Here is a 26,506-nt window from a genome sequence, read left to right as displayed (position 1 = left end):
CGATTATCGGGATGGGAGCCACCTGGGCGCTCGGCATCAGTTCCTCAGCAGCCCAGTTACAGGCCAATAAATCCAGTCTGCCTGAGCCAATTTATAACCTGACTGGTGTCATTCCGTTTACCGAGACTATTTTCTTGCCGCAATCCATGATCATGACGGCGGTACTGATTGTGGCTTCAATTGCGATTGCTTACTGGTCAGCACCTAAAGGGTCTGACATTAAAACCATTGAGCACTTCCCGATTCAGATTGAAGAAGAAAAACCGCAAGTATCTGCTGAAAAAAGACCGGGGGACTGGCTGGAAAATTCACCGATTTTGAGTATTCTGATTGTAATTCTGGGTGCAGTCTGGATGTTTAACGAATTTTCCAAAAGCAATCCGATTCTGGCCATTTCCAGCTTAAATACCTATAACTTTATTTTCCTGATTTTGGGCGTGGCCTTGCACGGTACACCTCGCAATTTTTTAAATGCAGTTTCCAAGGCTGTTCCGGCTATTTCAGGGGTACTGATCCAATTTCCGCTGTATGGCAGTATTGCCTTTATGATGACCAATGCGCTGAACCCGGCCGATCTGTCGCTGTCACATTATATTGCCGAATTTTTCGTTTCCATTGCTTCTCAGGAAACCTTTGCCATCGTGATGGGACTCTATTCAGCGATTCTGGGCTTCTTTATTCCATCTGGTGGCGGCAAATGGATTATTGAAGCACCCTATGTGATGCAGGCCGCACATGACCTGAAAGTGCATCTGGGCTGGTCAGTACAGATTTATAATGCGGCAGAAGCCCTGCCCAATCTGATTAACCCTTTCTTTATGCTGCCGATGCTGGGCATCTTAAAGTTAAAAGCCAAAGACGTGATTGGATTTACGGTTACCCAGCTAATTTTCCACCTACCTTTGGTACTGTTCCTGCTCTGGTTCCTGGGCCGAACTTTAACTTATAGTCCGCCGGTATTTTCTTAATTCACACCTTGGATTCTCAGAAGTACAACAGAGATTCAAGTGTTGGAAGGAAGTAAGATGAGCGAACATTCTGCTTCCGACCAACCAAAGTCAAAATTGCATCATGACCTATACTCCTCCTTGCCCAAGAAGAAAGACACCAGATGTATACCTTGTTAAGTGAAGGTTTTTCTAAACAGCATATCGCTTAAAGATTGCAACGCTTGTCTTCAACGATTGCTAGGGAAATTACAGGCAATCGAGCAAGAAGTGATTGTTCTGCCAAGCAGGCCTATAAATTAGCGCAAAGATGTCATATTTGAAATCCTAAATAATCCATGATGAAATGTAGGCCTATGTCAGCTCTGGTCTTGAACTTCGTCCGACAAGATAAAAATAAGGGCGGTACACTCTTCCCCCTCCTACGTTTGAGAAATCAAAGAAACAGAAAATACAGCTCTCCTGCAACCCGTGCTCAGCTACGTAATCGTCAAAGCCTGCATAACAGACCTATTGAAATTAAACAGCGAAGTCGCTTTGATGATCTAAAAATAGATACAGTGCTTGGTAAGGACCATCAACCATTATTGATCTCGAGTGTTGATCGCAAGACCGGTTATGTATGGCTAAAAATGTAGCTCACCTAAGACAGAGGACATCTGCCAGACCAGCATCAGTCTGCTTAAGCCGATTTTAATCAGGCAATAAATTAAAAAGACAGTGGTTAAATACCTAGATAGATGAATATCTCTCAGAAATCACTCAAGGTTTGAATCATTACCCAAGAAAAAGACTCGGCTTTAAAAGTCCGAGTCAGGTAGTATGGCAATAACATAGGATGGCATTTCAAATGCAACTCTCAGGGCTAAAAAAGGACGAAAATTCGTCCTTTTTCGTTTAGGCCACGCTCTTAATTGGCTGTCTTCTCAACCACACCTTCAGCATCTACTCCACGTACAACTCCCGTTTCGGTATTCACAACCTCAAAAGCCACGCGACGGTTCTGAAATTGCCCGGCACGCGTTGCATTCGTTTCAACAGGCTGTTCCTGTCCCATCCCCATTGCGCGCAGTTGAGCAGGATCTACTCCCTTCTGAACCAGATAAGTCACAATCGCTTGAGCGCGTCGTAAAGAAAGCGTTTCATTTACTGCGGTACTTCCTTCAGCATCGGTATGGCCCTTCACGATCAACTGCACATGAGGCGCTCGTTGCAATAATGCAGCAGCTTGATCCAGCACCAGTTTATTGACCTCTGGAACTTCAGTCGATGCGGTATCAAAATTGATGATCTGTAAATTCAGTGCAGTCGCCACATCCAGTGCTTTAACATTATCGGTCTTGATACTGGCCAAGGCTTGTTCTGCTTCGTTGTTAGCAGTATTAATCACATCGCTTCTATTGAGCGGCTGTTGGGTAACCACAGTGACATTTTTGGCCAGACTACGAATTTGTGCTGCCAGACGCTCGGCTTCTGCATTGCTTGCTGCACGAACCGAAACCTGCTTGCCAATCCAGTCGAGTGATACATTTGGCATTCCCTGGATTGTTCTCAACACAGTCGGAATGGTATCCTGATCAATAAATTCCGAATGATAGACGTCACTGCTAAGTGCACCACAACCAATATTATAATTAAAGATCTGCTTGATCTCGTCTTGCAGAATTTGCATGTATTGCGGATTGTTGAGTTGCAACTGACAGCTGACCAGCTCACCATTGCTGCCTGTACTCAGCTGTAATGCCGCAGGCTGGGCAACAGCAGCCTCACTGGCAGGAATCTGACCATCCAGACCTACTTCAGGATCATCTTCACGCATGCAGCCGCGAAAGAAAAATAAAATAATAGCGGCAATAATCACGAAAACAATAAAAGGCCATAGCAAGGCGGCTTTTTTCTTTTCCTCCCGAACCTCTGCCACATGTTCCGCCTCCAGTATAGGTGCCTGATTCAAGCTCTGTGCGGCTAGCGTAGAAACCCCTAAGGAAGCCAGAAATGGCTTGGCCCATGCCGGTAAAGCCCTTTCAATTAAATCCGCATACATTTCCAGTAAATAACTGACCGCTTCAGCTCTGGGTGCTCCAGCTTCAGTCTGTAAAAAACTAATGGTTGGAACAATTGATTTATTCAAGGTTTTTTCTATTTCAGCTTGCGGAGCATCCACAGCCAGCTGGTCAAAAAACTGTTGTTTTAGGGCCGGGTTGGTATTGAATAATTCATCAACTTTTGGATTTAACTGCTGGCTTAAGCTATCAATCCAGGCGGGGCGGGCCCGTAAAATACTTAAAAGTATCGGATAGAACTGAACCAATGCCTGATCTTTTGCATATAAATGTTCGGTTTCACCCTGCAAAACAATCGCACTAACTTCACTTTTGAGCTTTTCAATGAGATCTATATTCATCCTTTCGATCCTTTTATATTTTTATGTCTTTTTTAATGTGTAATATTCTCAACCAGTGTATCCAGTGGTCCCCTTATAAATGTAAATAATTGTATTAATATCATAAAGCTTCACGATTTATCGTGAGCTATTTTTATCAGTAATTTTTATCCAGTCATTTAAAAAGCCAGCCGAAGCTGACTTTTTAAATCTCCATCCAAGCTCTAACTCGGCAATATTTATACAGCAATAAAGCTCTGCACCACTTTTCCTTTTACCTGTTGCTGGATCAGGGGCGTATTTTTACCTTGAGATACGATGGTGTCTTTGCTGAGCGTCCATTCATGTTGAGGATCTACCAGCACCCAGCCGGCTTCCTTTTTCCAGCGCTCAAGCATATGGGCAACTTTGGCGGGTGCAATGGTAACTTTTTCAACCCATTCTAGCGGTGTAAACAGGCCTTCATTCACCAATTGAATCCCAAACGGAATATAGGTATCAAAGGCAGTAAAACCTGGCTGTGTTTCTGCAAATGGTGCCATCTTCGCAGAGCTGCTCAGCGGTTCATGATGGGTACAGATCGCATCAATCACACCTGATTTCACGCCCTGACGCAATAGTTCCTTATCGTGCTCAGAACGAAGCGGTGGACGCACATGAGCAATCGAGTTAAAGCCATCAATCAGCTGATCTGTCAGATGTAACTGATGCATTGCCACATCACAGGTCACCGGCAAGCCTTTTTCTTTGGCAGCACGAATCAGTTCTACCGATGCACCGCAAGACAGTAAACCAAAGTGAGCATGTACCTTTGTAGCTTCAATCATCAGCAGATACTTGGCAATGGCGACTGTTTCTGCCAGCACCGGAATCATAGGCAAGCCCTGGCGTGAAGCAATAAAGCCTTCATGCACACAGCCATCTTTGGCAATTTGCGGCTCTTCTGCATAGAACACCACTGTCAGGTCCAAACCTGCGGCATATTCCAGAGTGCGCAGAACAACATCATCATTGGCAAAGGCTGCATTTGCATTGGAAACGGCTGTACAGCCACCCTTTTTCAAACCTGCCATATTGGCCGGCTGATTACCTTGCAGCCCTTGAGTTTGTGCACCAATCACCTGCAGATAGATGCCGCCATCTAGCATGGCCTTTTCAACCAGACCATGAATCAGTGCGCCATTGTCTTGTACGATGGGCTTTGAATCTGGTGGGGTGAATACGTGTAAAATCCCGTTTGCACGAGCGGCCTTGCCTTCAGATTTCAGCGTTCCATGTTGCTGCTGGCCTGGCTCACGTAAACGTGCACACAAGTCCACCATGGTTGGCATCAGCCATTTGCCTTGTCCATCCAGGGTTTCTGAAACATTTTCGCTTGCTGCAATGCGCTTGCCATTTTGCAGATAGACGGTTTCTACGGTATCAGTGTTTTGAATCGGATCAAGAACACGGACATTTTCAATTTTTACTATAGTCATGACTTATTCCTTATACCGCAAGCGCTTCAATCAAACCCTGCTCCTGCAACTGGCCTTGCATCGCCAGCGCTAATACCGCCATACGCACGGCAATCCCGTTGGTAACCTGATTTAAAATCACGGATTGCGGACCGTCTGCAATACTGGAATCAATTTCCACACCACGGTTCATCGGCCCTGGATGCATGACGATACAGTCCGGCTTGGCCAGGGCTAAACGTTCTTTGTTCAGACCGTACATTTTGTAGAATTCAGCCTGAGAAGACAGAGCCGGTGAATCAATCCGCTCATTCTGAATGCGCAAGGTAATAATCACGTCACAGTCTTTGATGCCGGCCTCCATCTTATTGAACAGGCAAACACCTTCACCATAATCTTCGAAACCATAAGGCAGCAAGGTATTCGGTGCAATTACGCGAATATCTTTACAACCCAGCGTTTGTAATGCAGCCACATCTGAACGGGCTACCCGTGAGTGTTTAATATCGCCAATAATCGCAATCGACATATCTTCAAATTTCTTGTTGGTCTCGCGGCGAATAGTCAGCATATCCAGCATAGCCTGCGTCGGATGGGCATGACGACCATCTCCAGCATTGATAATCGCGACATTTGGACACACATCTTTGGCAATAAAATGTGCTGCACCTGAAGAAGAATGACGCACCACGAAAATATCCGTTGCCATCGCTTCAAGGTTCCACAAAGTATCACGCAAGGTTTCACCCTTAGATGTACTGGAACGCGCAATGTCGATATTGAGCACGTTAGCCGACAGACGCTTGGCTGCCGCCTCAAAGGTCGTACGCGTACGCGTAGAATTCTCAAAGAAAAGGTTCATCACCGTCTTGCCTTCAAGCAAATTGTTGGTGATTAGCTGATTTTGGTCATTAAAAAAGGACAACGCAGTGTCCAATATTTTTGTAAGAGTTTCTTTAGAAAGACCTTCGATGGTCAGGAAATGTTTAAGATTTCCTGCTTTATTGAGTTGAATCTGGCTCGGTGTATGCAATGCCGCCAAGTGCATGAGAGATTCCTTATACGTTAAGTCAACGTATTATACAGAAACTGGCGAATCTTTATAGTTAGATGCCGGTTTAGTTGTACAAAAACCATCTTGATAATAAGAATAGAAATTGAATTCCTATATATTTTTTCAATAAGATCATCTCGATCAGCTTTTTATATGAATGTCTTTGTATACAAAAAATAAATGTTTTAGCCTCGGGCACCCACCCTCATTTCTTTTCAGCACCATGCCCTCATATTGTGAGAAAAAAGCTGAACACGAGAGCTATTATCCTGATTTAAGTTATCAGTTCTCAGTTCTTCTGGGCCGATTATTTCAATTGTTAACTCGATACTGGCGATCCATCCAGAATAGTTTGTAACCACTCAAGCAGATGCGGTCATTCCGGCTCTGCTGTCTATGCTGTTCAAGCCAATTATTCCTGTACCTAGCGGCGATTTCAGGCCAGCTCCCTGATTCCCCCTCACCCGACATATACCTTAAACAGCTATAAACCAGAAATTGAAAAGATTTTATTTTTACATTATTCAATAGCTGTTATCTCTTCTCCCGATTGATTGAAACAAGCACAATAACAACTGCCCGCACCTGCTTTACTTGACCGCCTGATCAGGTTAAAACAGGACAACATGTATCGCCATGCATCAGTTAAGCCATGAAGAGCGGCTTTTTTCTAAGAACAGTCACCCGGCTTTTTCAGAATTTAAAAAGCTTTAAGACAGAAAATACGTTAAACTTGCTAGAGTTTTTTATTGTTTATTTTGGTCTCTCTATTTTATGAATACCTCTTCACGTTTAAGCACCTATTGGGTTACCTGTGCCGATGGACTCGAAACCCTCTTAGAAGAAGAATTACAAGGCTTAGGTGTTCAGAATATTGAACGTTTTCCAGGACGTCTTACTTTTAAAGGCAATCTGGAAAATGCGTATCGTATTTGCATGTGGTCACGTCTGGCTTCACGTGTCCTGATGCCAATCCACACCCATGAAATTGAATTTTCACATGATGCTCGTGATGTTGCTGAAGAGCTGTATGAGGGCGCCATCAGTTTTGACTGGTCACTGATTTTTGCCCCACAAAGTACCTTTGCTATCCGTCTGCATGTAGAGCGTGACATCAAGGTCAATACCCAGTTCGCCACTTTGCGCGCCAAAGATGGTGTGGTTGATTCCTTTATGGAAGCGGTCGGCAAGCGCCCAAGTATTGATACCAAAGCCCCGGAAATCACCATGTATATTCTGGCGGGCAAGAAAGAACATACTTATTGCCTGGATCTGTCTGGCGACTCTTTACATAAACGCGGTTACCGCCGTTTCATGACGGATGCCCCGATCAAGGAAAACCTGGCAGCTGCGATTTTGCAAAAAGGTGGCTTAAAAGCGCTCAACCCAGACCTTATCGTCGATCCGATGTGTGGTTCAGGTACTTTTATTATTGAATCCTTGATGATTCTCACCGACCGTGCGCCTGGTCTGGTCCGCCGTTTCGGCTTCAATGGCTGGAGTGGTCATGACCATGAGCTGTGGATGGCCCTTAAGGCCGAAGCTGCCGAGCGCCATCAAACTGCACTCGAAAATCCGCTACCAAAATTTTATGCCTTTGATGCGGACTGGGAAGCCATTAAAGCCACTCGCCAGAATATTATTGCTGCGGGCTTTGAAGGCTTACTGGATCGGATTCTCATTGAAGAGCGCACCCTGTCAGACTGGCCAGATTTCCAGGCAGAAGGCAAGAAAGTCTTCTTCGTAACCAATCCTCCTTATGGTGAGCGTCTGGGTGATAAGGCCTCGAACCGTGCCTTGTATCTGGGTTTATCCAACCTGTTACAGAAAAACTTCCCGAATCAGAAAGCCGCAGTCATTGCAGCACAGGTCGAACAGGCCGACGTACTGGCCTTTAATGAGCCGCAAATCCTGCGTTTGATGAATGGTAAATTACCCATTTATATCCGTTTCGGTACAGTCAAACCAGCCACAGTAGTGCGTCCATTTTTAGAAGGCTGGCAGCCACAACAGTTTGAGCCAATCGAAGGTGCTATGGAGTTTGCCAACCGTCTGACCAAAAACATGCAAACCCTGAAAAAATGGGCGGTTAAAGAAAATGTCCACTGTTTGCGCCTATACGATGCCGACCTGCCAGATTTTAATGTCGCGGTAGACCTGTATGGCGAGCGCTTACACGTTCAGGAATATGCACCACCGAAAAAAATTGATCCTGAAAAAGCGAAAAAACGTTTCAATCTGGCTTTACAGGCGATTCGTGCTGTCACGGGTCTGAACCGTGATGCAATCTTTATCAAGACCCGTGCCCGTCAGGAAGGTAAAAACCAGTACACCAAGCAAAGTACGGCATCTAAACGCTTTATCGTACAGGAAGGTCAGGCTAAAATTCTGGTTAACCTGACGGATTATCTGGATACTGGCCTGTTCCTGGATCACCGCCAAATCCGTTTACGTATTGCCAAAGAAGCCAAAGGCAAGCACTTCCTGAATCTGTACAGCTATACCTCGACGGCGAGCTTACATGCGGCTTTGGGCGGTGCAGCCAGTACCACCAGCGTGGATTTATCCAATACTTACCTGAACTGGTCAAAGGAAAATTTCGTACTGAATGGCCTCACCGTGGATCATGCTGACCAGCAGCATCAGTTCTTTGCCTCTGACTGTTTTGAATGGTTAAAAGAAGGTCATGAGCAATATGAACTGATTTTTATCGATCCGCCAACTTTCTCCAACTCAAAGAAATTCTACGGTACTTTCGATGTGCAGCGTGACCATATTTCATTGATCAAGCGTGCCATGAACCGTTTGACCACTGATGGAACCCTGTATTTCTCCAATAACTATCGCGGCTTTGAAATGGATGAGATGATTGAAGGTCTGTTTGATGTGGAAGAAATTACCCATGAAACTATTGGTCCTGATTTCAAGCGTAACCAGAAAATTCACCGTGCCTGGAAAATTACCCATCCACAAATGTAATTTCAGAGTGAATGAACTGTTTTTCGTATAAGAGGCATGCTGAAGTTAAAAACGACATTAGTGTGCCCGCCGGGGTATGAATGTTACGGTTTCACATCATGACAGGCACATTGTACTGATTGTCCTAAATCAGCTTCTTGCACTTCTTGCGGTATAATTTATCAAGCACTCGATATTTTCGTACAACATAAAAAACCCCAGCCTAGGCTGGGGTTTTTTATGTTAAGGGAAATGAACTTAGCTCAATTTCATTTTCTCAAAGATCAACTCATTGCCTTCAGCCCGAACGACAATGGTATCACCCGGGTTAAATTCCCCCGCAAGAATACTTTGTGCCAGACTATTTTCAATACGTTGCTGAATGGCACGTTTCAATGGACGCGCCCCATACAATGGATCGAAGCCAGCCTCGATCAGCTGATCGAAAGCACTGTCATCGACCGACAGACGCATATCGCGTTCTGCCAGACGCTGACGCAAGCGGTTCAACTGGATATCGGCAATACCGCGAATCTGGTCTTTTTCCAGCGAGTGGAAGACCACCAGCTCATCAATACGGTTGATAAATTCTGGACGGAAATGCTCCGATACTGCATTCATGACTACGTTACGAACTTCATCACGGGTCGCCCCTTCTCCCAGCTCACGAACATCCTGTGAACCCAGGTTTGAAGTCATCACAATTACGGTATTTTTAAAATCTACTACACGGCCTTGAGAGTCAGTCAAACGGCCATCATCCAGCACCTGTAGCAGAATGTTAAATACATCCGGATGTGCTTTTTCGACCTCATCGAACAGCACCACGCTATAGGGTTTACGGCGTACGGCTTCAGTCAATACTCCACCTTCTTCATAGCCCACATAGCCCGGAGGTGCACCGACCAAACGGCTGACCGAGTGTTTTTCCATAAATTCGGACATATCAATCCGGATCATGGCATCGTCACTGTCAAACAGGAAGTTGGCCAGCGCTTTGGTCAGCTCAGTTTTACCGACACCCGTTGGTCCGAGGAACAGGAATGAACCACTCGGACGGTTCGGATCAGACAGGCCAGCACGTGAACGACGGACTGCATTAGACACAGCAATCACAGCTTCGTCCTGTCCAACCACACGATTGTGCAGGAATTCTTCCATATGCAGTAACTTGTCGCGCTCACCTTGCAGCATTTTTGCCACCGGAATACCGGTCGCTGCACTGACCACTTCGGCAATTTCATTATCAGTCACTTTGTCACGCAGCAGTTTCGGTGCTTCACTCTCTTCAGCAGCTTCGATACGCTCCAGCTGTTTTTGCAACTCTGGAATAACACCATATTGATAACGCGCTGCTTCTGCCAGATCACCCTCACGCTGAGCCTTATCAAGGGCAATACGCGCCTGATCCAGTTTGACCTGAATGTCTTTATTTCCGGCCACCAGCGCCTTGTCTGCACGCCAGACCTCTTCAAGTTCGCTATATTCTTTCTCGACCGTTTCAATCTGTTGGGTCAGATGCTGGATCTCGGCTTTCGCGCCACTATCCTCATCTTTTTTCACAGCCTCAAGCTGCATTTTCAGCTGAATCAAACGGCGTTCAAGCTTATCCAGCGCTTCAGGTTTAGAGTCCAGCTCCATTTTAATCCGTGATGCCGCTTCATCAATCAGGTCAATGGCTTTATCGGGTAACTGACGATCCGTAATATAACGATGTGACATTTTCGCCGCAGCAATAATCGCCGAGTCTAAAATCTGTACCCCGTGGTGTGTGGCATAACGGTCTTTCAGACCACGCAGAATTGCAATGGTATCTTCCACACTAGGTTCATCGACCAGCACTTTCTGGAAACGGCGCTCCAGGGCAGCGTCTTTTTCAATGTACTGACGGTACTCATCCAGAGTGGTTGCACCCACGCAGCGCAGCTCACCACGTGCCAGCGCAGGTTTCAGCATATTCCCGGCATCCATTGCACCATCACCCTTACCGGCACCTACCAGGGTGTGCAGCTCATCAATAAACAGGATGATTTCGCCTTCATGTTTGGCAAGATCTTTCAGAACCGCTTTTAGACGCTCCTCAAATTCACCTCGATATTTGGCACCTGCCAGCAAAGATCCCAAATCTAAAGATAATACACGCTTACCTTTCAAACCCTCTGGAACTTCACCGTGAATAATACGCTGCGCCAGACCTTCAACAATCGCAGTCTTACCCACGCCTGGCTCACCGATCAGTACCGGGTTATTTTTAGTACGGCGTGACAAGACCTGAATGGTACGACGAATTTCATCATCACGGCCAATGACAGGATCCAGCTTGCCTGCCAAAGCACGTTCAGTTAAATCAATCGTATATTTATTTAATGAGTCCCGTTGATCTTCATGATTATTGCTCATGACTTTTTCATCGCCTCGAATTTGATTAATAAGCTGCTGTAAAGTGTCTTTCTGCACCCCAGCACTGTTTAATAGAGTTTTGGTTGTACCTGTTTCTGCCAGTGCCAATAATACCCAGTCGGTTGAGAGAAACTCATCACCGGCTTTTTGGGCAAAACTGTCGGCCAGATGCAGCATTCTGGCTGCTTCCTGACTGATATTAATATCAGCAGAAGGATTGCCGAGCTTGGCTGTATCATTCAAGGCTGTCTGTATTTTGCTTTTCAATTCAGGCAGGTTCGCCCCCGCCTGTTGTAGCAGACTGGCATTCGATGCTTCTTCCATCAAGGCGGCCAAGATATGAATCCCGTCAATAGAAGCATGATCTTTGCTCATTGCCAGAGACTGTGCATCGGAGAGGGTTTGCTGCAGGCGATTGGTAAATTTCTCAAAACGCATTCTTGTTATTCCTCACAACAATTTTTTCACTTGATTGGTATATGGGTGCTCAGCAGAGAATTTCAAATATTTTTTCGTATATTTTTCAAAAACTTAAAATATTAAAGTAGATAGATCTTAGTATTAATATCGGTATAGCAACATTTGATTTCAAGAGTATGAATTAAAATAATTTCTATGCAATGGCAGTTAGAAGCAGATAAAAAATACCCTCATGATGAGGGTATTTAAAAATAGGAGTTTTAAGGTGCAGGGTTTGGCTGCTGACGATGAATGGCATCAATGCCTTGCAACACCTCTTCGGACAGTTCAATTTCAAAAGCCTGAATGTTTTCTTTTAGCTGATCCAGATTGGTCGCACCAATAATGGTACTGGTCACAAAGAACTGCTGCTTGATAAATGCAAGTGCCAGCTGAGTCAAAGTCAGGCCATGCTGTTCTGCCAGCTGCGCATATTGCTCGGTCGCCCACTCACTCTGTGGATTACTATAACGGCTAAAGCGTGAGAATAAAGTAACACGTGCCTGAGCTGGACGTGCACCGTTACGGAATTTACCGGTCAAATAACCAAAAGCAAGCGGAGAATATGCCAATAAACCAACACCTTCGTATTTGGCAATTTCTGACATGCCAATTTCATAGGTACGGTTCAGCAGGTTATAAGGATTTTGTACGCTGACAAATTTACTTAAGCCGAGCTTTTCTGCCAGATGTAAAAACTTCATCGTTCCCCAAGGGGTTTCATTAGATAGGCCAATATAACGGATCCGGCCTTTTTGAATCTCTGCTTGCAAAGCGCTCAGGGTTTCAGCCAGATCGGTGATTGCACGATCATCAACTGCTTCTGCATTGCCATAGCCGAGCTTGCCAAAGAAATTGGTCGGCCGTTGCGGCCAGTGCAGCTGGTACAGGTCAATATAATCGGTTTGCAAACGAGCCAGTGACTGGTCAATAGCTGCTGCAATTTCATCTGCCACAAAACGGGTTTTTCCATCACGAATATGGCTACCCCCTTGTGAAGGCCCAGCAACTTTCGAAGCTAAAAACAGTTTGTCGCGGCGACCACGTGAGGCAATCCAGTTACCAATGATTTGCTCGGTTGCCCCTTGAGTTTCTGGCTTTGGCGGCACCGGGTACATTTCAGCGGTATCCCAGAAATACAATCCCTGATCCAGCGCATAGTCTAATTGTTGAAATGCCTCGTCCTGAGTATTTTGCTCACCAAAGGTCATAGTACCCAAACAGATTTCAGGCAATAAAATTCCAGTATCGGCCAAGGGTCTAAATTGCATAGTCGCATCCTAAGAATAAGTAAATGTTTATTAATATGAGTAAGGTCTAACCTATAGGAATTATAAGAAGGACTAAATCACCTTTTCCAAAAATTCTGTACTTAATTGTTATATTTTAAAGAAAAACAGCATTTAAAAGGAATAAAAAAAGCAAATCCGGAGATTTGCTTTTTTGTCTTTGGAATTATTCGTCTTCAAGCTCGTCCGTGTCCACGATTTCCGGCTCTTCCAAAGAGGCATCAAAAATCAGAATGGCCTTACCATCAGTTTCAATCATGCCTTGCTCTTCCAGGTTTTTCAGGACACGACCGACCATTTCACGGGAGCAGCCGACAATACGGCCAATTTCCTGGCGGGTAATACGGATCTGACGGCCATTCGGCAAAATCATTGCTTCAGGCTGTGATGACAGATCAATCAGACAGCGTGCAATACGGCCAGACACATCAATAAATGCCAGATCAGTCACTTTACGTGTGGTATTTTTCAGACGGCGTACCAGCTGGGCAAATACGGCATAACTCAGGTCTGGATATTGCTTGCTAATTTCGTGAAAGTTGTCATAGGTAATTTCAGCAATTTCACAGACATCACGAGTACACACTTCCGCGGTACGCTGTGGATTTGCTTCAAATAAACCCATTTCCCCAAAAAAGTCACCCGCATTTAAATATGCAACGACAATTTCACGATCATCATCTTCTCGAAGAATGATAGATACAGACCCCTTCAGAATTAAATACAAAGATTTAGATTCTGATCCTGCATCCACGATCGTGGTACGTTTCGGATAACGATTAATATATGCACGTTTTAATAACGCCTTCACAGATTCCGGTAATTGTCCCGGAGAAAGTGCGTCTGTGCTTAATTGTGAAAAGTTTGAAGTCATGCTTACGGTTCCGAATATGGATAATTTATAGATCGCACAAGACCTAATGTGAACGTATCACACAGTGGGATGAAATTCCGTATCAACCCAATTTATGTTAGTGTTACAGTTACTTTACAAATTTATAGCTTTTTTTAGGTAGTTGCAATGCAAACAAGTGTTCATTGGCTAGAGAATGTTGCTTTTGAGGCAAAAACCCAAAGTGGACATAGTATCATCATGGATGGCTCAGCAGAATATGGCGGTGAAAACCGTGGCCCGCGTCCAATGGAACTCATTTTAACCGGTTTAGGTGGATGTGCTTCTTTTGATATTGTGACGATTTTAAAGAAAGCACGTCAGAATATTAGCGATATATGCTGCGAACTGAAAGCTGAACGTGCTGATACGATTCCTGCTGTATTTACCAAAATTCACTTACACTTTGTGGTTAGTGGCAAAGGAATTAAAGACAAGCAAGTGGCCAAAGCAGTAGAATTGTCTGCGGAAAAATATTGTTCTGCCAGCAAAATGCTGTCTGACGGTGGTGTCGAAATTACCCATGATTATGAAATCATTGAAGTAGAATAATCTTTTGATTTCACTAAAAAAGCAGTCTTTCAGGCTGCTTTTTTATGTTATCTGTGCGTCTGATACTGCCTGCCATTTTCAAAGATCAGGCGTTGTTCCGGCAATCTCAAAGCGCCCAGATGTTGACTGAACTCAGCCTGCTGCTGTCGGTCGTGATAACGCTTACCAACTGAGTAGTCAACACAGAATACATTACTGTGCTGCCCGAACCACATCACCGCATCAATATCTTTAAACAGGCCAGACTTTTCTTCAGCACTTTTAAAGTTACGCCAGTAATGCCCGATTACGACTGGTACTCTATCTGCATAGTTCTCCCACCACGCCAGACGGTCGATCATACGCCAGCGCCCGCCGGCATAAACCGGTTTCTGGGCAATTTTTTCCGCACCTGAACTCAAGGTTCGGATCGGATTCTGCATCTGGTCGCGCCACTCTTTTTCTGCAAGAGATTTTAATAACGGAATGGTTGCAGTGGGGTCCTTCAATTGCCCCTGATATTGCTGCTGTTCTGCCTGAATCTGTTCACTTATTCCCAGAGCCTGTAGCTCAAGCGCAGTTTGCTCCAGGAAATACTCATAAGCCTGACGCAGTGAGTAAAAAGAAGATGATCGCAACTGATCAACCGAGCGTTGATCCCAACAGGCATGTACCACTCTTAAATGCGGCGCGTCTAAAACCAGAGGCAGGCTGTTTAGAAAGTCCAGAATCCATCTTCGATGTCCTTCGGATGCTGGAACGGAATCAAAAGCTTTAAAATCATCCTGATGCGCTGAGCCAAAGAACCAGCCATTCCCCTCTCTAAACGTATCAGTGAGTAGATTAATTTCATGGTTTCCCAAGACGCATTGTGCCCGACCCGCTTCTACCAAGCATTTAACCCGTTTGAGTACCGCCACGCTATCCGGACCACGGTCACATAAATCTCCGACAAAGATCAGCCTGCGCTGTTCTGCTTGATTCCCCTCCTCATCATAGCCCAACACGTGCAGCAAACGATCCAGTGCCTCAATCTCTCCATGAATATCCCCTATAATATCAACTGGGCCTGTGAAAGTTGACTGTATAAATGCATGACTCATGACAATATCCTCAATGAAATGAGAGCAGGTAGGTTCAGTGTAATGCAGGTTTTTTAAATCAACATGGCCAAAGTAAAAATATTTTTAAAATCAATTTTTGGCAGATTTTTGCTAACAGCATGTTGTATTGAAAAGATATTTTTCAATTATTCTTTAACAGCTTGAATACTCATCTTATTAAAATTTAGAAATAAAAAACAAAAAACCGGCGCCTAAGCACCGGTTCTTATCTCACTTGACTGACCCGAAGATCAGCACAGCTTGTACTTAAGCTTGTAGCGATCCAATGATCTGGTTCAATGTTGCACTCGGGCGCATCACGGCATTTACTTTCGCCGGATCTACCGCATAGTAACCACCGATGTCTGCAGGCTTACCTTGAACTTCGTTCAACTCAGCTACAATCTTCTCTTCATTTTCAGCTAAAGCTTGAGCAATCGGAGCAAATTTCGCTTTCAATTCTGTATCTTCATCTTGCGCAGCAAGTTCTTCAGACCAGAATTTAGCCAAGTAGAAGTGGCTGCCACGGTTGTCCAGCTCGCCAGTACGACGTGATGGAGACTTGTCATTGTCCAGCAATTTACCAGTTGCAGCATCTAGCGTTTTTGCAAGCAGTTTCGCACGCGGGTTATTCTCTTTAATACCCATTTCTTCAAGAGAAACAGCCAACGCCAAGAACTCGCCCAAAGAATCCCAACGTAAGTGGTTTTCTTCTACCAGTTGCTGTACGTGTTTAGGTGCAGAACCACCTGCACCTGTTTCGTACATGCCGCCACCTGCCATTAACGGCACGATAGACAACATTTTCGCTGAAGTACCCAACTCCATGATCGGGAACAAGTCAGTCAGGTAGTCACGCAGAATATTACCGGTTACAGAAATTGTATCCAGACCACGAGCAACACGTTCAAGTGTATAACGCATCGCACGAACCTGAGACATAATCTGGATGTCCAGACCTTCAGTGTCGTGATCTTTCAGGTATTCTTGAACTTTCTTGATCAGTTCGTTTTCATGCGGGCGGTACGGGTCAAGCCAGAAGATTGCAGGCATGCCAGAGTTACGTGCACGCGTTACAGCCAGTTTTACCCAGTCACGGATCGGTGCGTCTTTCACCTGGCACATACGCCAGATATCACCTTCTTCCACGTTTTGAGACATCAACACTTCACCTGTTTCCAGGTCAGTGATGTTCGCAATACCCGCTTCAGGAATTTCGAAAGTCTTGTCGTGTGAACCGTATTCTTCGGCTTTTTGCGCCATCAGACCAACGTTAGGCACAGTACCCATCGTACGTGGATCGAAGTTACCATTCCACTTACAGAAGTTGATCATTTCCTGGTAAATACGCGCGAAGGTTGATTCCGGCATAACTGCTTTACAGTCATAAGGCTTGCCGTCAGCACCCCACATTTTACCGCCACCACGGATCATTGCAGGCATAGAAGCATCTACAATCACGTCGTTTGGTGAGTGGAAGTTGGTGATGCCTTTAGCAGAATCAACCATTGCCAGTGCTGGACGGTGTTCTTGGCAAGCGTGTAAATCTTCGATGATTTCTTCACGTAAAGATGTCGGTAAAGTTTCGATCTTCTCGTAAAGACCCGCCATACCGTTGTTTACGTTGATACCCAGCTCATCAAACAATTTACCGTGTTTTTCAAAAGCATCTTTGTAGTAAATTTTCACACAGTGACCAAATACGATCGGGTGTGAAACTTTCATCATGGTTGCTTTAACGTGTAAAGAGAACAAAATGCCAGCTTCTTTACAATCATCTAGTTCTTTTTCATAGAAGTCACAAAGCGCTTTTTTGCTCATGAACATGGAGTCGATGATTTCACCGTCTTGCAGCGCAACTTTTGGCTTCAGAACAATGGTTTCACCTGACTTGGTGATCAATTCCATTTTCACATTACGCGCACGGTCCAAAGTCATTGACTTTTCACCGTGGTAGAAATCACCTTCATCCATGTGAGAAACGTGAGTTTGTGACCACTGTTTCCATTCATTCATTGAATGCGGGTGTTTTTTCGCATAGTTTTTCACTGCAGCTGGTGCACGACGGTCAGAGTTACCTTCACGTAATACAGGGTTTACTGCAGAACCCAGACATTTACTATAACGCGCCTTGATTGCTTTTTCTTCTTCAGTCGCAGGATTTTCCGGATAGTCAGGAATTGCATAACCCTTAGATTGAAGCTCTTTAATACAAGACATCAACTGAGCCACAGAAGCACTGATGTTCGGAAGTTTGATAATATTCGTATCTGGATCTTGGGTAAGACGACCTAGCTCTGCAAGATTGTCTGCTACCTTTTGTTCTTCACTGAGGTAGTCTGAAAATTCAGCGAGCACGCGTGCAGCCACAGAGATGTCAGTTTTAACAACTTTAACACCAGCCGGCTTCGTAAAGGTCTCAATGATCGGCAGCAGCGAATAAGTCGCCAACAATGGCGCCTCGTCAGTCAGTGTGTAAATGATGGTTGACTTTCCACCAGCCATATATAGCCCCTTGCGTTAGATTGAGTTTTTAAGAACCGAGCTTTTGACCCAGTTCCTGCGAACCGATTTGCTTAAATAAACCCTGAGAGTATCGGGCCTGATTGCATTCCAGTCAACGAAATATCCTGTGATGATGACATTTCGAAACGAAATAGTACTTAACGACTCTTTTTTTCATTCCGTTTCTAGCTTTTTCCTTACGTAATCCCTTCTTTGCGCATATTTACGCTTTATTTATAGATATACGTGGTTAAGTTTCCATGAAACTTACATAGGTTTAAAACTATTTTACTTGGCTGAATAGACATCTCAGTAGAGAAATGAGTACCCTCACCATAAATAAACGAAATGATGCTTTAGCTCATGAAGCCAGCCTATAAGGATACAGATCTGATGGGATCACCTTATTTCTTTCATCATATTGAGATAAATGCTCGAACCGTACCATCAGATCAAAGATAGCGTTGCATGGTCTGGCTGCTCTTAACAGCAGTTGCAAAACTGAAGCCCTTACACTGACGTTAAAATCGGATTTTTTCCAAATCTGTACGACACAGCACAACCTGGTATAGTTCATATGCTTTTCGTACGAAATAGCAGCTTATCGTCCTATTGCGTAAACCAGCAATAGAATAAGAGTTGGTGTTTCTTATCTTAGACATTTTAAGTCTAAAACAGGAAGCCGTTCCCCCTGCTGCTCAGCCTATTTTCTCATAATTTGACTTAAATAGCTAAAGCTAAAATGCTCAATAAAATCTTAAATTTATAGGAATATTTTAAGGTTAGAAATTCGGAATATTTACACTTTTTACTTATTGGTAAATTCACTCTATAAAAACCATATGGCAAACTTAAAATAAATCAAACAAAATCAATAATATATTTTTTTAATAAGTTTTATTGGTTGGTTAGAGGGTTAGTTTTTAGCTTTCTATAAAACGCTGAGAAATAAATATGAATTTTAAAGCTAGACAAAACCTTCAATAGAAAAAATGATAATAATCACCAATACATATCACATTTAATGATGAAGATAATTTTGTGTCTTTCAACTTAAGAGTTTTATCCTGAATAAAGGAGTCTTCATTTGAGAATCAACAGATTCAACATGGGAGTTTGTCCACACTCGACAACTATTAATTCCCTCCAAAGATATCCCAAAACAAAAAACCCACCTGATAAGGTGGGTTTTAAGCAACTGATTACTCAGTAAATATGGTAGGCATATCCAGACTCGAACTGGAGACCTCTACGATGTCAACGTAGCGCTCTAACCAACTGAGCTATACGCCTATATGCCACGCATCTTATAAATTTTTTCTGACAAAGACAAGCATTTTTATCTAGCCCTTAAAACAGATGCACAAGTTTTAAGCAAATCCTTGAATCTGCTTAATTCTTGGGTGTCTAATTGCACACCTGAATAGGCCTGTTTCTCAAAAATTTGAATGGCATCAGAAAATAAAGCCGGATCCGTGCCATCTGCCTGTTTCGACAAACGCAACATCCACTGGCGAAAGGTCTCAGCAGACTGCTGCTTTAAAGGCTGGCTTAAAGATTGGTTGAACTGCTGTATGCTGCGTTCTAAAGGTGATTGCGCCTGCCGAATTTTCCAATAAATGCTGAGCGCATACAGTAAAGCAAGAATGACGATACCAGCAAGCATAAGCATAATACTGGAATAAACCGAATTCAGACCGAGTTTAGACATCCAGCTTTGCTGAGATTCTGTATTATAACCCACCACCTTGCTTTGCCATTGATAACTCGCATAATCACTCCAGACCCGCATTGTAGTAAGCCAGAGATGATGCTGGGTAGGCCAGCCGGATGAATTGGCCCGAACTCGCTCATCCTCAGTCATCAGATTTTGCATTCCGTCATCAATGCGTTGTGGCGCGACCATTGCAGTGGGATCGAAACGCTGCCATGTGTCATCTATCCAGACTTCGGCCCAAGCATGTGCATCCAGTTGCCGTACCTCCCAGCTGCGTCCATCAGGCGCGGCTTGCCCTCCCTGATAACCTGTCACTACTCTGGCCGGAATTCCTGCGTAGCGCATCAGCATGACAAAACTGGAAGCATAGTGCTCGCAAAAACCTTGCCGGGATTTAAATAAAAACTCATCAATCCGATTCTTTCCCATGACGCCGGGCTTGAGGGTATAGACAAAATTATTCTGTTGATACCAGTTCAGCACATTGTGTATATAACGGCGTGGCTCGGCACCACTTTGCTGATATAAGCGCTGAGCCAGTCGCTGGGCCTCAGGATCTAAACCGGACTGTATTTGGGTATTGATACGCTGCATATAGTGGGGTACCAACGCCTGGCCTGCATTTGGCTGATCTATCCATTGTAGGTGAATCGGCTCCACCCTCTGGGTCAGGCGTCTTGGAACAATGCTCCAGTCCTGACGATTATAATAACGGCGTTCCAAGGGGATGGATTTTTCCAGCCCCATGATCCAGAACACTGAAGGATCAGCTGCCAGATACTGATAATCCCAGCGATGATTCATTGCAGCAAGGTTCAGCGACTGCTGGATCAAAGGCTGCTGATTCACAGGATGGCTGGTCCAGCGCTGGCCGTCATAATCATCCAGTACCAAGGCTCGCCAATATAATTCCGAACGCGGCGGTAACTTGCTCATGTCCCCGATGATCCGGAATGCCAACGCACTAGACTGAGACAGTTCAGCAATATCACCGGGCGACATGCTGTCACTAATGCCGGTTATGCCTTTATTTTCAGGAATAGGAATATGCCAGAGGGGTGGCAAACGCGGAAAAAAGATAAAAAGCAGCAGAAAAAATGGAATGGCATAGACGATAAATTTACCGACATATTTGGCATCTTGCTGCAAAGCCTGGCGCTGGGAGCTTTGGTCTTGCTCAAACTCGCTGGTCTGGATTCGGTACAACCCAATTAGACAGCTGAGTAGACACAATAGAATGGCCAATGCCATCATAAACGACTGGCTAAATAAAAATGAACTGGCAGCCACAAATAGTGCAAAATTAAAAACAATAATCAGATCACGTCTGTTTCGGGTTTCCAGGGATTTGGCATACAGAAAAGTTGTCAGTACCGCCACGCCTGCCTCTACACCTAAAAAACTCTGATAATCCAGATAAATGCTGGCTAATGCCAAGACTGTCAGCGAGAAGGTCCATTTTTTAGAAAAGGCTCTCTGTCTTTTGAGTGAAATCCAGATACAGATCAAACTAATGGCAAAAATCAGACTCAATAAAACGGGTAAAAAGGCGATCTGGGCCAGCAGGATGAATCCCAAACTTAACACGACCGATACTCGTAGTTTTGTATTGATTTTCTCCATTGCCCGTACCCTTATGCCTGTGCCAAAAGCTGCTTAGCTTTGCGTAGTTGTTCCTCGCCAGCACCTTTGGGCAATACTGCCTGCGGTAAATGCAGCATATAGGCGCATTGCTGCTGCTCACACTGCTCAATCAGCCCCATGACAAATTCCAGCTTTTCCTCGTGCGACTGACTGGGCATATGCTCATAATGAATTTCAATACTGTGCTCATCCTGATACTGTTCAAAGACCTTGACGTATAAGCCCTGTCCACGCGCAAACTGCTTCCAGGAGACGGCTTGCAAAGAATCTCCAGACTGATAGTTACGCAGTTCGCGAAACTCATCCATATCCGGTTCAAAACGGTTTTGATAAGCACGATGTTCTGTACTGAAGGCTTTGGCCTGAGGCGCAACCCAGGCAAAATTCTGATGATATAAATAGGTCCAGGCCCGAACCAGCCCAAAAGGATAAACTGAATAAATCCGAATCGGAGGATAGTCAAACCTCCCACGTTGTTCGGCATAAAAAGGGAGAATCCAGTGCTGCCTGGACTCATCCAGATATACCTTATGTAGCTGCTCACCCGCCTGAATATACAGATAACGCGGTCGTGGCGGCTGTTGCTGAAAATAAAAATGCAGATTCATATCATGCCCTACCTGCCCCACTTCATCTGCAACCAGTTCAATTTGTAAGCCATGTAACTGTTTAAAAGTTAAATAAAAGCTGATACACAATATGGCGCTGATTAAAAAGCAGAATCCCAAAATCAGGTTATTGGCATAGTTCACACCAGCAATAAAAGTAATCAGGATCAAAATCAGGTACAGATAGCCCTGCCGATAAATAAAGACCAGAATATCGCGCTGTGAAAACTGTTTTTGCTGTCTAAACTGAAAGCGCTTGGTGAGCCAGTTTCGCCAGGTTTTATCCAAAAGAAAACTCCTTTAGCTCACTGCAACCTGTTGCATTAGGTTTAAAGTTTCTGCTTCACTTAAACCCAGACGATGTGAGGCGACCGCCACAAATACCGCCTGTATATCATCAGGCGTGACAAAGGTCCGCTGCTGGATCAAGGCATGGGCCTGTGCTGCGCGCTTGAGTGCCAATAAGCCGCGGGTAGACAGTCCATGCTGTTTTTTGCGGGTTTCTTCTGCCAGATCCAGCATATACTCCTGTACCGCTTCACTGATAAAAATCTGCTGGGTCAGCTGTTGTAATGCCAATACTTCATGTTCTGTAAAGACATGCGCCAGACTGGCAATTAGGGCAAAACGTGATTCCTGCTGTAGTAGCATTTTCTCTGCATGTCGGGATGGATAGCCCAAAGACAGTCGCATTAGAAAGCGGTCTAATTGCGATTCAGGCAAAGCATAGGTGCCACTCTGGAAAAGTGGATTTTGGGTGGCAATTACCCAAAATGGTTTCGGCAAGGCATAACGTACAGCATCGACAGTGACATAGCCTTCCTCCATAGCTTCAAGCAGGGCACTTTGAGTTTTAGGGCTGGAACGGTTAATTTCATCTGCCAGTAAAATCTGAGTAAAAATAGGCCCCTGCTTAAATTCAAACTGATGTTCTTTCTGATTAAACATATTAATCCCAATCACATCACTGGCCAGCATGTCATTAGTAAACTGGATACGCTGAAATTGCAGCCCTGTCAGATGCGCCAGACTGCTTGCTAAAGTGGTTTTTCCCAGACCAGGCAAATCTTCAAATAACACGTGCCCCCCTGCAATCAGGCAGCACAGCGCCAATCGGGTTTTTGCCTGTTTATCTAAAATAATGGCATTAATTTCTTCAAAAAATTGCTGGATTTTGGGTGCATAACTGACCACCTTCTGTTCAAGCGCATCATTAACGTGTGCAATATCTAATTTTTCTTTTTGTTTCATGCCCCAGATCACAGTATTTTCCCTAATAAAACATGACTTAAGAGTAACATACACTCTTTTTTAATATTCGCCCAAATGTCCGCTCCCCTTTCCAGATCACTAGAGCGTGTCCTCATTTGAAGAATTGGTTTTAAATACTTAAAATCCTCCTTTGAGTTATTTTTATTTCTACATTTTCAATGGCACGCACTCTTCTTACCGATGATATCTGGCAGAAAATTCAAGATACTATGCGATTACATGGTTGCTACTGTTCAAAGAATAGTAGAAATATCATGGAAGCGATCTTATGGAAACTGCGTACAGGCGCCACATGGCGGGATATTCCCCAAGAATTTTGTCCTTGGCAAACTGCTTACAATCGCTTTAATCGTTGGGCAAGCAAGGGATTGTGGGATAAATTTTTTTTAGATTACGAGGCGTCCTGGATCAAGAATGGGTATTCATTGACGGAAGCTACATACGCGTGCATCAACATGCAAGTGGAGCTCGGCATGGTTTCAAAAGAGCAATTGGAAAATCACGTGGTGGACGAACAACAAAAATACATCTTGCAACCGACGCGAATGGATTGCCGATTGATTTTAAAATCACTGGGGGTGACGTCCACGACAGTCAAGTTGCAAAACAACTGATTGATACTGTAGATGAGGCAACTTATCTTATTGCTGATAAGGGATATGATGCTGGGCACATTAGAATATATGCCCAGAATAAGGATATGATTCCCATTATTCCAATGAGATCAAATAGTAAGAGGCTGAATAAGGAGTTTGATAAATATCTATATCAATTAAGACATTTAGTTGAAAATGCATTTACGAGATTAAAACATTTCCGTGCTATTGCTACCCGATTTGATAAGCTTGCACGAAATTATCAGTCTATGATTTACATTGCTTGCATGTTTATTTGGTGTAAAGCCAAATGAGGACACGCCCTAACCTGTCAAATAACAGGTTTTTAAACTCTCACGCTATAAGGCCATAAACTTCTGTAAACCATTTTCTTCGATAAACCAATCAAAAAAATTGTTTTAAATGCTCTATGTTTTACTGAAAAACCATCTTTCCAAGGTTTACCCACATAACCCGACAACAGAAAAACCTAAGGGCTTAAATGTCAAAATTAATGACTATTTTTTATCTTGTTCAAGCATTAAATCACCTGCATAAAAAAGCGCCCCGAAAGGCGCTTATTTTTCAACCTACTAACATGGACATTTTTTCATCTCTCCGCCTGCGGATGGATAGCGAGAATCCACACAATGACGGTAAAAGGTTTTAGGATCCATTGGCTCCAGATCAGGATGATGCTGCTGCATATGCGCCAGATAAGTCTGGTAATCTGGCACGCCCACCATCAGGCGGAAGCTCTGCTGCAAACGCTGCCACAAAGTTGCAATCCGTGACCAGTTTTTCGGGTTCAGAATTAACTCCTTCTGGGCCATCACTGTCATCTTGATGATTTTATACATCACTGTTTTACCCGCTTTGGCAAACTTCAGGTTCATAAGTCCTCCCGCTCTTAATGTGTTTTTATAGGCTGAATGTCTTCGGGATCGCGATAAACCGCTTCTGCTTCGTTGACAGTCGGTACAGGACTTGCAAGTGCACGACGAATAACCCCAATTGCGGCAAACAGCATGACAAAAGCCACAATCATGAAGAAGGCACACAGTACCGCATTGATCTGGTTGGACATTGCGACAGTCTGCATTTCAGCCATTGTTTTGGCAGGTGCCAGAATTTCGTTCTTGGCAATAGCAGTATTAAAGCGCTCTGCTTGCGCCAGAAAGCCGATTTTTGGATTGTCATGGAAAATCTTCTGCCAGCCCGCAGTCATCGAAGTAATAAATAGGAAAATGGTGGGAACAATAGTGACCCATACATATTTTTCTTTCTTCATTTTGAACAGGATGACAGTACCTAGAATGAGTGCCATTGCGGCCAGAATCTGGTTACCAATACCGAATAGCGGCCATAAGCTGTTAATCCCGCCCAATGGATCGACTACGCCCTGATAGACAAAGAAGCCCCAACCGGCAACAGCTACAGCTGTACCAAGCAGGTTACCAAAAAAATTATGCGATTTTTTTACCGCAGGAATCACAATTCCGACTGTATCCTGAACCATGAAACGGCAGGCACGTGTACCAGCATCAACGGCAGTCAGAATGAAAAGTGCTTCAAACAGGATGGCAAAGTGATACCAGAAGGCCATCATTTCACGGCTATTGAAGATTTCAGTAATGATATGCGCCATACCAATGGCAAAAGTTGGTGCCCCCCCGGTACGCGACAGGATCGAGCTCTCACCGACTTCCTGAGCCAGTATAGTGAGGGCCTCAGGGGTAACAACAAAGCCAAGATTACGCACCGCTTCTGCCGCACTTTCTGCCGTAGTACCCAGCAATGCCGCCGGCGAGTTAATGGCAAAATATACTCCCGGATCCAGCACTGCCGCACAGATCAGTGCCATGATCGCCACAAAGGACTCCATTAACATACCGCCATAACCGATCATCCGGATATCGCGTTCATTGTTGACCAGTTTAGGCGTGGTTCCCGAAGAAACCAGGGCGTGGAAGCCGGAAATGGCACCACAGGCAATTGTAATGAACAGGAATGGGAAGATAGATCCCGCAAAGACCGGACCTGTTCCATCAATGAACTGAGTTACGGCTGGTAATTTCATTTCTGGCATTGCAAAAATAATACCTACAGCCAGACCCGCAATCACTCCAATTTTCAGGAAAGTAGATAAATAATCACGTGGTGCAAGTAACAACCACACTGGCAGTACCGATGCAATGAATCCATAAATGATCAGTGCCCAGGTCAGCTCAGTGCCAGAAAGCGTAAAGAACGGACCCCAATACGGATGCTGTGCGATGTTTTCACCATAAATGATGCCCAGCATCATCAATACGAAACCAATAATGGAAACTTCTGCAATTTTACCCGGACGGATAAAGCGCATATAAATCCCCATAAAAATCGCAATCGGAATGGTGGCGGCAATACTGAAGACCCCCCATGGACTGTTGGTCAGTGCTTTGACCACCACCAGTGCAAGTACCGCCAGAATGATAATCATCACGCCCAGCGCACCCAGCATGACCACAATCCCGGCAAAAGTACCGAGTTCCTGTTTCGCCATTTCACCCAATGAGCGGCCATCTCGACGTGTAGAAATAAACAGGACTAAGAAATCCTGTACCGCACCGGCCAACACTACACCGACCAGCAGCCAGATAGTTCCCGGTAAATAGCCCATCTGTGCGGCAAGGATTGGACCGACCAATG

General features: G+C 44.5%; 17 protein-coding genes and 1 tRNA gene. 4 read left to right on the top strand and 14 right to left on the bottom strand.

Annotated elements, in window-relative coordinates:
* On the top strand, positions 1-968 hold a 968-nt coding region (locus tag E2K52_RS07175; protein ID WP_151204463.1), incomplete at its 5' end, for a TIGR00366 family protein.
* 889 nt (positions 969-1,857) lie between these two features.
* Here the strand turns inward: E2K52_RS07175 and E2K52_RS07170 are convergent.
* From E2K52_RS07170 to E2K52_RS07160, 3 genes are all read right to left on the bottom strand, one after another.
* Positions 1,858-3,351: an OmpA family protein gene (locus E2K52_RS07170; RefSeq protein WP_151204462.1), complete on the bottom strand. Its 1,494-nt coding sequence runs from the start codon at positions 3,349-3,351 to the stop codon at positions 1,858-1,860.
* Between the two features lie 218 nt (positions 3,352-3,569).
* Positions 3,570-4,808 carry a dihydroorotase gene (locus E2K52_RS07165; protein WP_151204461.1) on the bottom strand — a complete coding sequence of 413 codons (1,239 nt, stop codon included), beginning with the start codon at positions 4,806-4,808 and terminating at the stop codon, positions 3,570-3,572.
* 10 nt (positions 4,809-4,818) lie between these two features.
* On the bottom strand, positions 4,819-5,835 hold the full coding sequence (locus tag E2K52_RS07160; RefSeq protein ID WP_151204460.1) for an aspartate carbamoyltransferase catalytic subunit: 1,017 nt from the start codon (positions 5,833-5,835) through the stop codon (positions 4,819-4,821).
* Positions 5,836-6,615: 780 nt separating this feature from the next.
* Between E2K52_RS07160 and rlmKL the strand changes: the two genes are divergently transcribed.
* Complete coding sequence (gene rlmKL / locus E2K52_RS07155; protein ID WP_151204459.1) at positions 6,616-8,820, top strand: bifunctional 23S rRNA (guanine(2069)-N(7))-methyltransferase RlmK/23S rRNA (guanine(2445)-N(2))-methyltransferase RlmL; 2,205 nt, start codon at positions 6,616-6,618, stop codon at positions 8,818-8,820.
* A gap of 237 nt (positions 8,821-9,057) precedes the next feature.
* Here rlmKL and clpB read toward each other — a convergent pair whose 3' ends face one another.
* The 3 genes from clpB to crp form a co-directional block, all read right to left on the bottom strand.
* Positions 9,058-11,637 (bottom strand): ATP-dependent chaperone ClpB, encoded by a 2,580-nt coding sequence (gene clpB, locus E2K52_RS07150; protein ID WP_151204458.1) that lies wholly within the window; start codon positions 11,635-11,637, stop codon positions 9,058-9,060.
* Between the two features lie 242 nt (positions 11,638-11,879).
* Positions 11,880-12,929 carry an NADP(H)-dependent aldo-keto reductase gene (locus tag E2K52_RS07145; protein WP_151204457.1) on the bottom strand — a complete coding sequence of 350 codons (1,050 nt, stop codon included), beginning with the start codon at positions 12,927-12,929 and terminating at the stop codon, positions 11,880-11,882.
* Positions 12,930-13,113: 184 nt separating this feature from the next.
* Complete coding sequence (gene crp, locus E2K52_RS07140) at positions 13,114-13,821, bottom strand: cAMP-activated global transcriptional regulator CRP (RefSeq protein WP_151204456.1); 708 nt, start codon at positions 13,819-13,821, stop codon at positions 13,114-13,116.
* Between the two features lie 147 nt (positions 13,822-13,968).
* Between crp and E2K52_RS07135 the strand changes: the two genes are divergently transcribed.
* The gene (locus tag E2K52_RS07135) at positions 13,969-14,391 is read left to right on the top strand and encodes an OsmC family protein (RefSeq protein ID WP_151204455.1); all 423 of its coding nucleotides are present in this window, start codon (positions 13,969-13,971) and stop codon (positions 14,389-14,391) included.
* A gap of 47 nt (positions 14,392-14,438) precedes the next feature.
* Here E2K52_RS07135 and E2K52_RS07130 read toward each other — a convergent pair whose 3' ends face one another.
* From E2K52_RS07130 to E2K52_RS07105, 6 genes are all read right to left on the bottom strand, one after another.
* Positions 14,439-15,473 (bottom strand): metallophosphoesterase, encoded by a 1,035-nt coding sequence (locus E2K52_RS07130; protein ID WP_151204454.1) that lies wholly within the window; start codon positions 15,471-15,473, stop codon positions 14,439-14,441.
* A gap of 267 nt (positions 15,474-15,740) precedes the next feature.
* Positions 15,741-17,978, bottom strand: coding sequence for an NADP-dependent isocitrate dehydrogenase (locus tag E2K52_RS07125; protein WP_151204453.1), 2,238 nt, complete (start codon positions 17,976-17,978; stop codon positions 15,741-15,743).
* 1,216 nt (positions 17,979-19,194) lie between these two features.
* Positions 19,195-19,271 (bottom strand) — tRNA-Val (locus E2K52_RS07120).
* A gap of 46 nt (positions 19,272-19,317) precedes the next feature.
* A complete protein-coding gene (locus E2K52_RS07115) occupies positions 19,318-21,318 on the bottom strand; it encodes a transglutaminaseTgpA domain-containing protein (RefSeq protein WP_151204452.1) in 2,001 nt (666 codons plus the stop codon).
* A gap of 11 nt (positions 21,319-21,329) precedes the next feature.
* Entirely contained in the window at positions 21,330-22,235 is a 906-nt protein-coding gene (locus E2K52_RS07110; protein WP_151204451.1) for a DUF58 domain-containing protein, read from the bottom strand.
* Between the two features lie 12 nt (positions 22,236-22,247).
* Positions 22,248-23,210, bottom strand: a complete 963-nt coding sequence (locus E2K52_RS07105) for an AAA family ATPase (protein WP_410553633.1) — start codon at positions 23,208-23,210, stop codon at positions 22,248-22,250.
* 167 nt (positions 23,211-23,377) lie between these two features.
* Here E2K52_RS07105 and E2K52_RS07100 point away from each other — a divergent pair.
* Positions 23,378-24,129 (top strand): IS5 family transposase gene (locus tag E2K52_RS07100; RefSeq protein ID WP_413772986.1). Its coding sequence is split into 2 segments (ribosomal slippage): positions 23,378-23,612 and positions 23,612-24,129, totalling 753 coding nucleotides; the frame shifts between segments, so codons are not numbered across the junction.
* Positions 24,130-24,408: 279 nt separating this feature from the next.
* On the opposite strand, the gene E2K52_RS07095 is transcribed toward E2K52_RS07100, so the two are convergent.
* Both E2K52_RS07095 and E2K52_RS07090 read right to left on the bottom strand, forming a co-directional pair.
* Positions 24,409-24,711, bottom strand: a complete 303-nt coding sequence (locus E2K52_RS07095) for a YbdD/YjiX family protein (protein ID WP_151204449.1) — start codon at positions 24,709-24,711, stop codon at positions 24,409-24,411.
* A 14-nt stretch (positions 24,712-24,725) separates the two neighbouring features.
* The coding region (locus tag E2K52_RS07090; RefSeq protein ID WP_151204448.1) for a carbon starvation CstA family protein at positions 24,726-26,506 on the bottom strand (1,781 nt) is incomplete at its 5' end.

The organism is Acinetobacter sp. RF14B, assembly GCF_006864105.1.
In the GTDB taxonomy this organism is placed as follows: Bacteria; Pseudomonadota; Gammaproteobacteria; order Pseudomonadales; family Moraxellaceae; genus Acinetobacter; species Acinetobacter lwoffii_C.
Note: the sequence above shows the minus strand (reverse complement) of the source record. Positions and strands in the feature narration are given on the sequence as shown.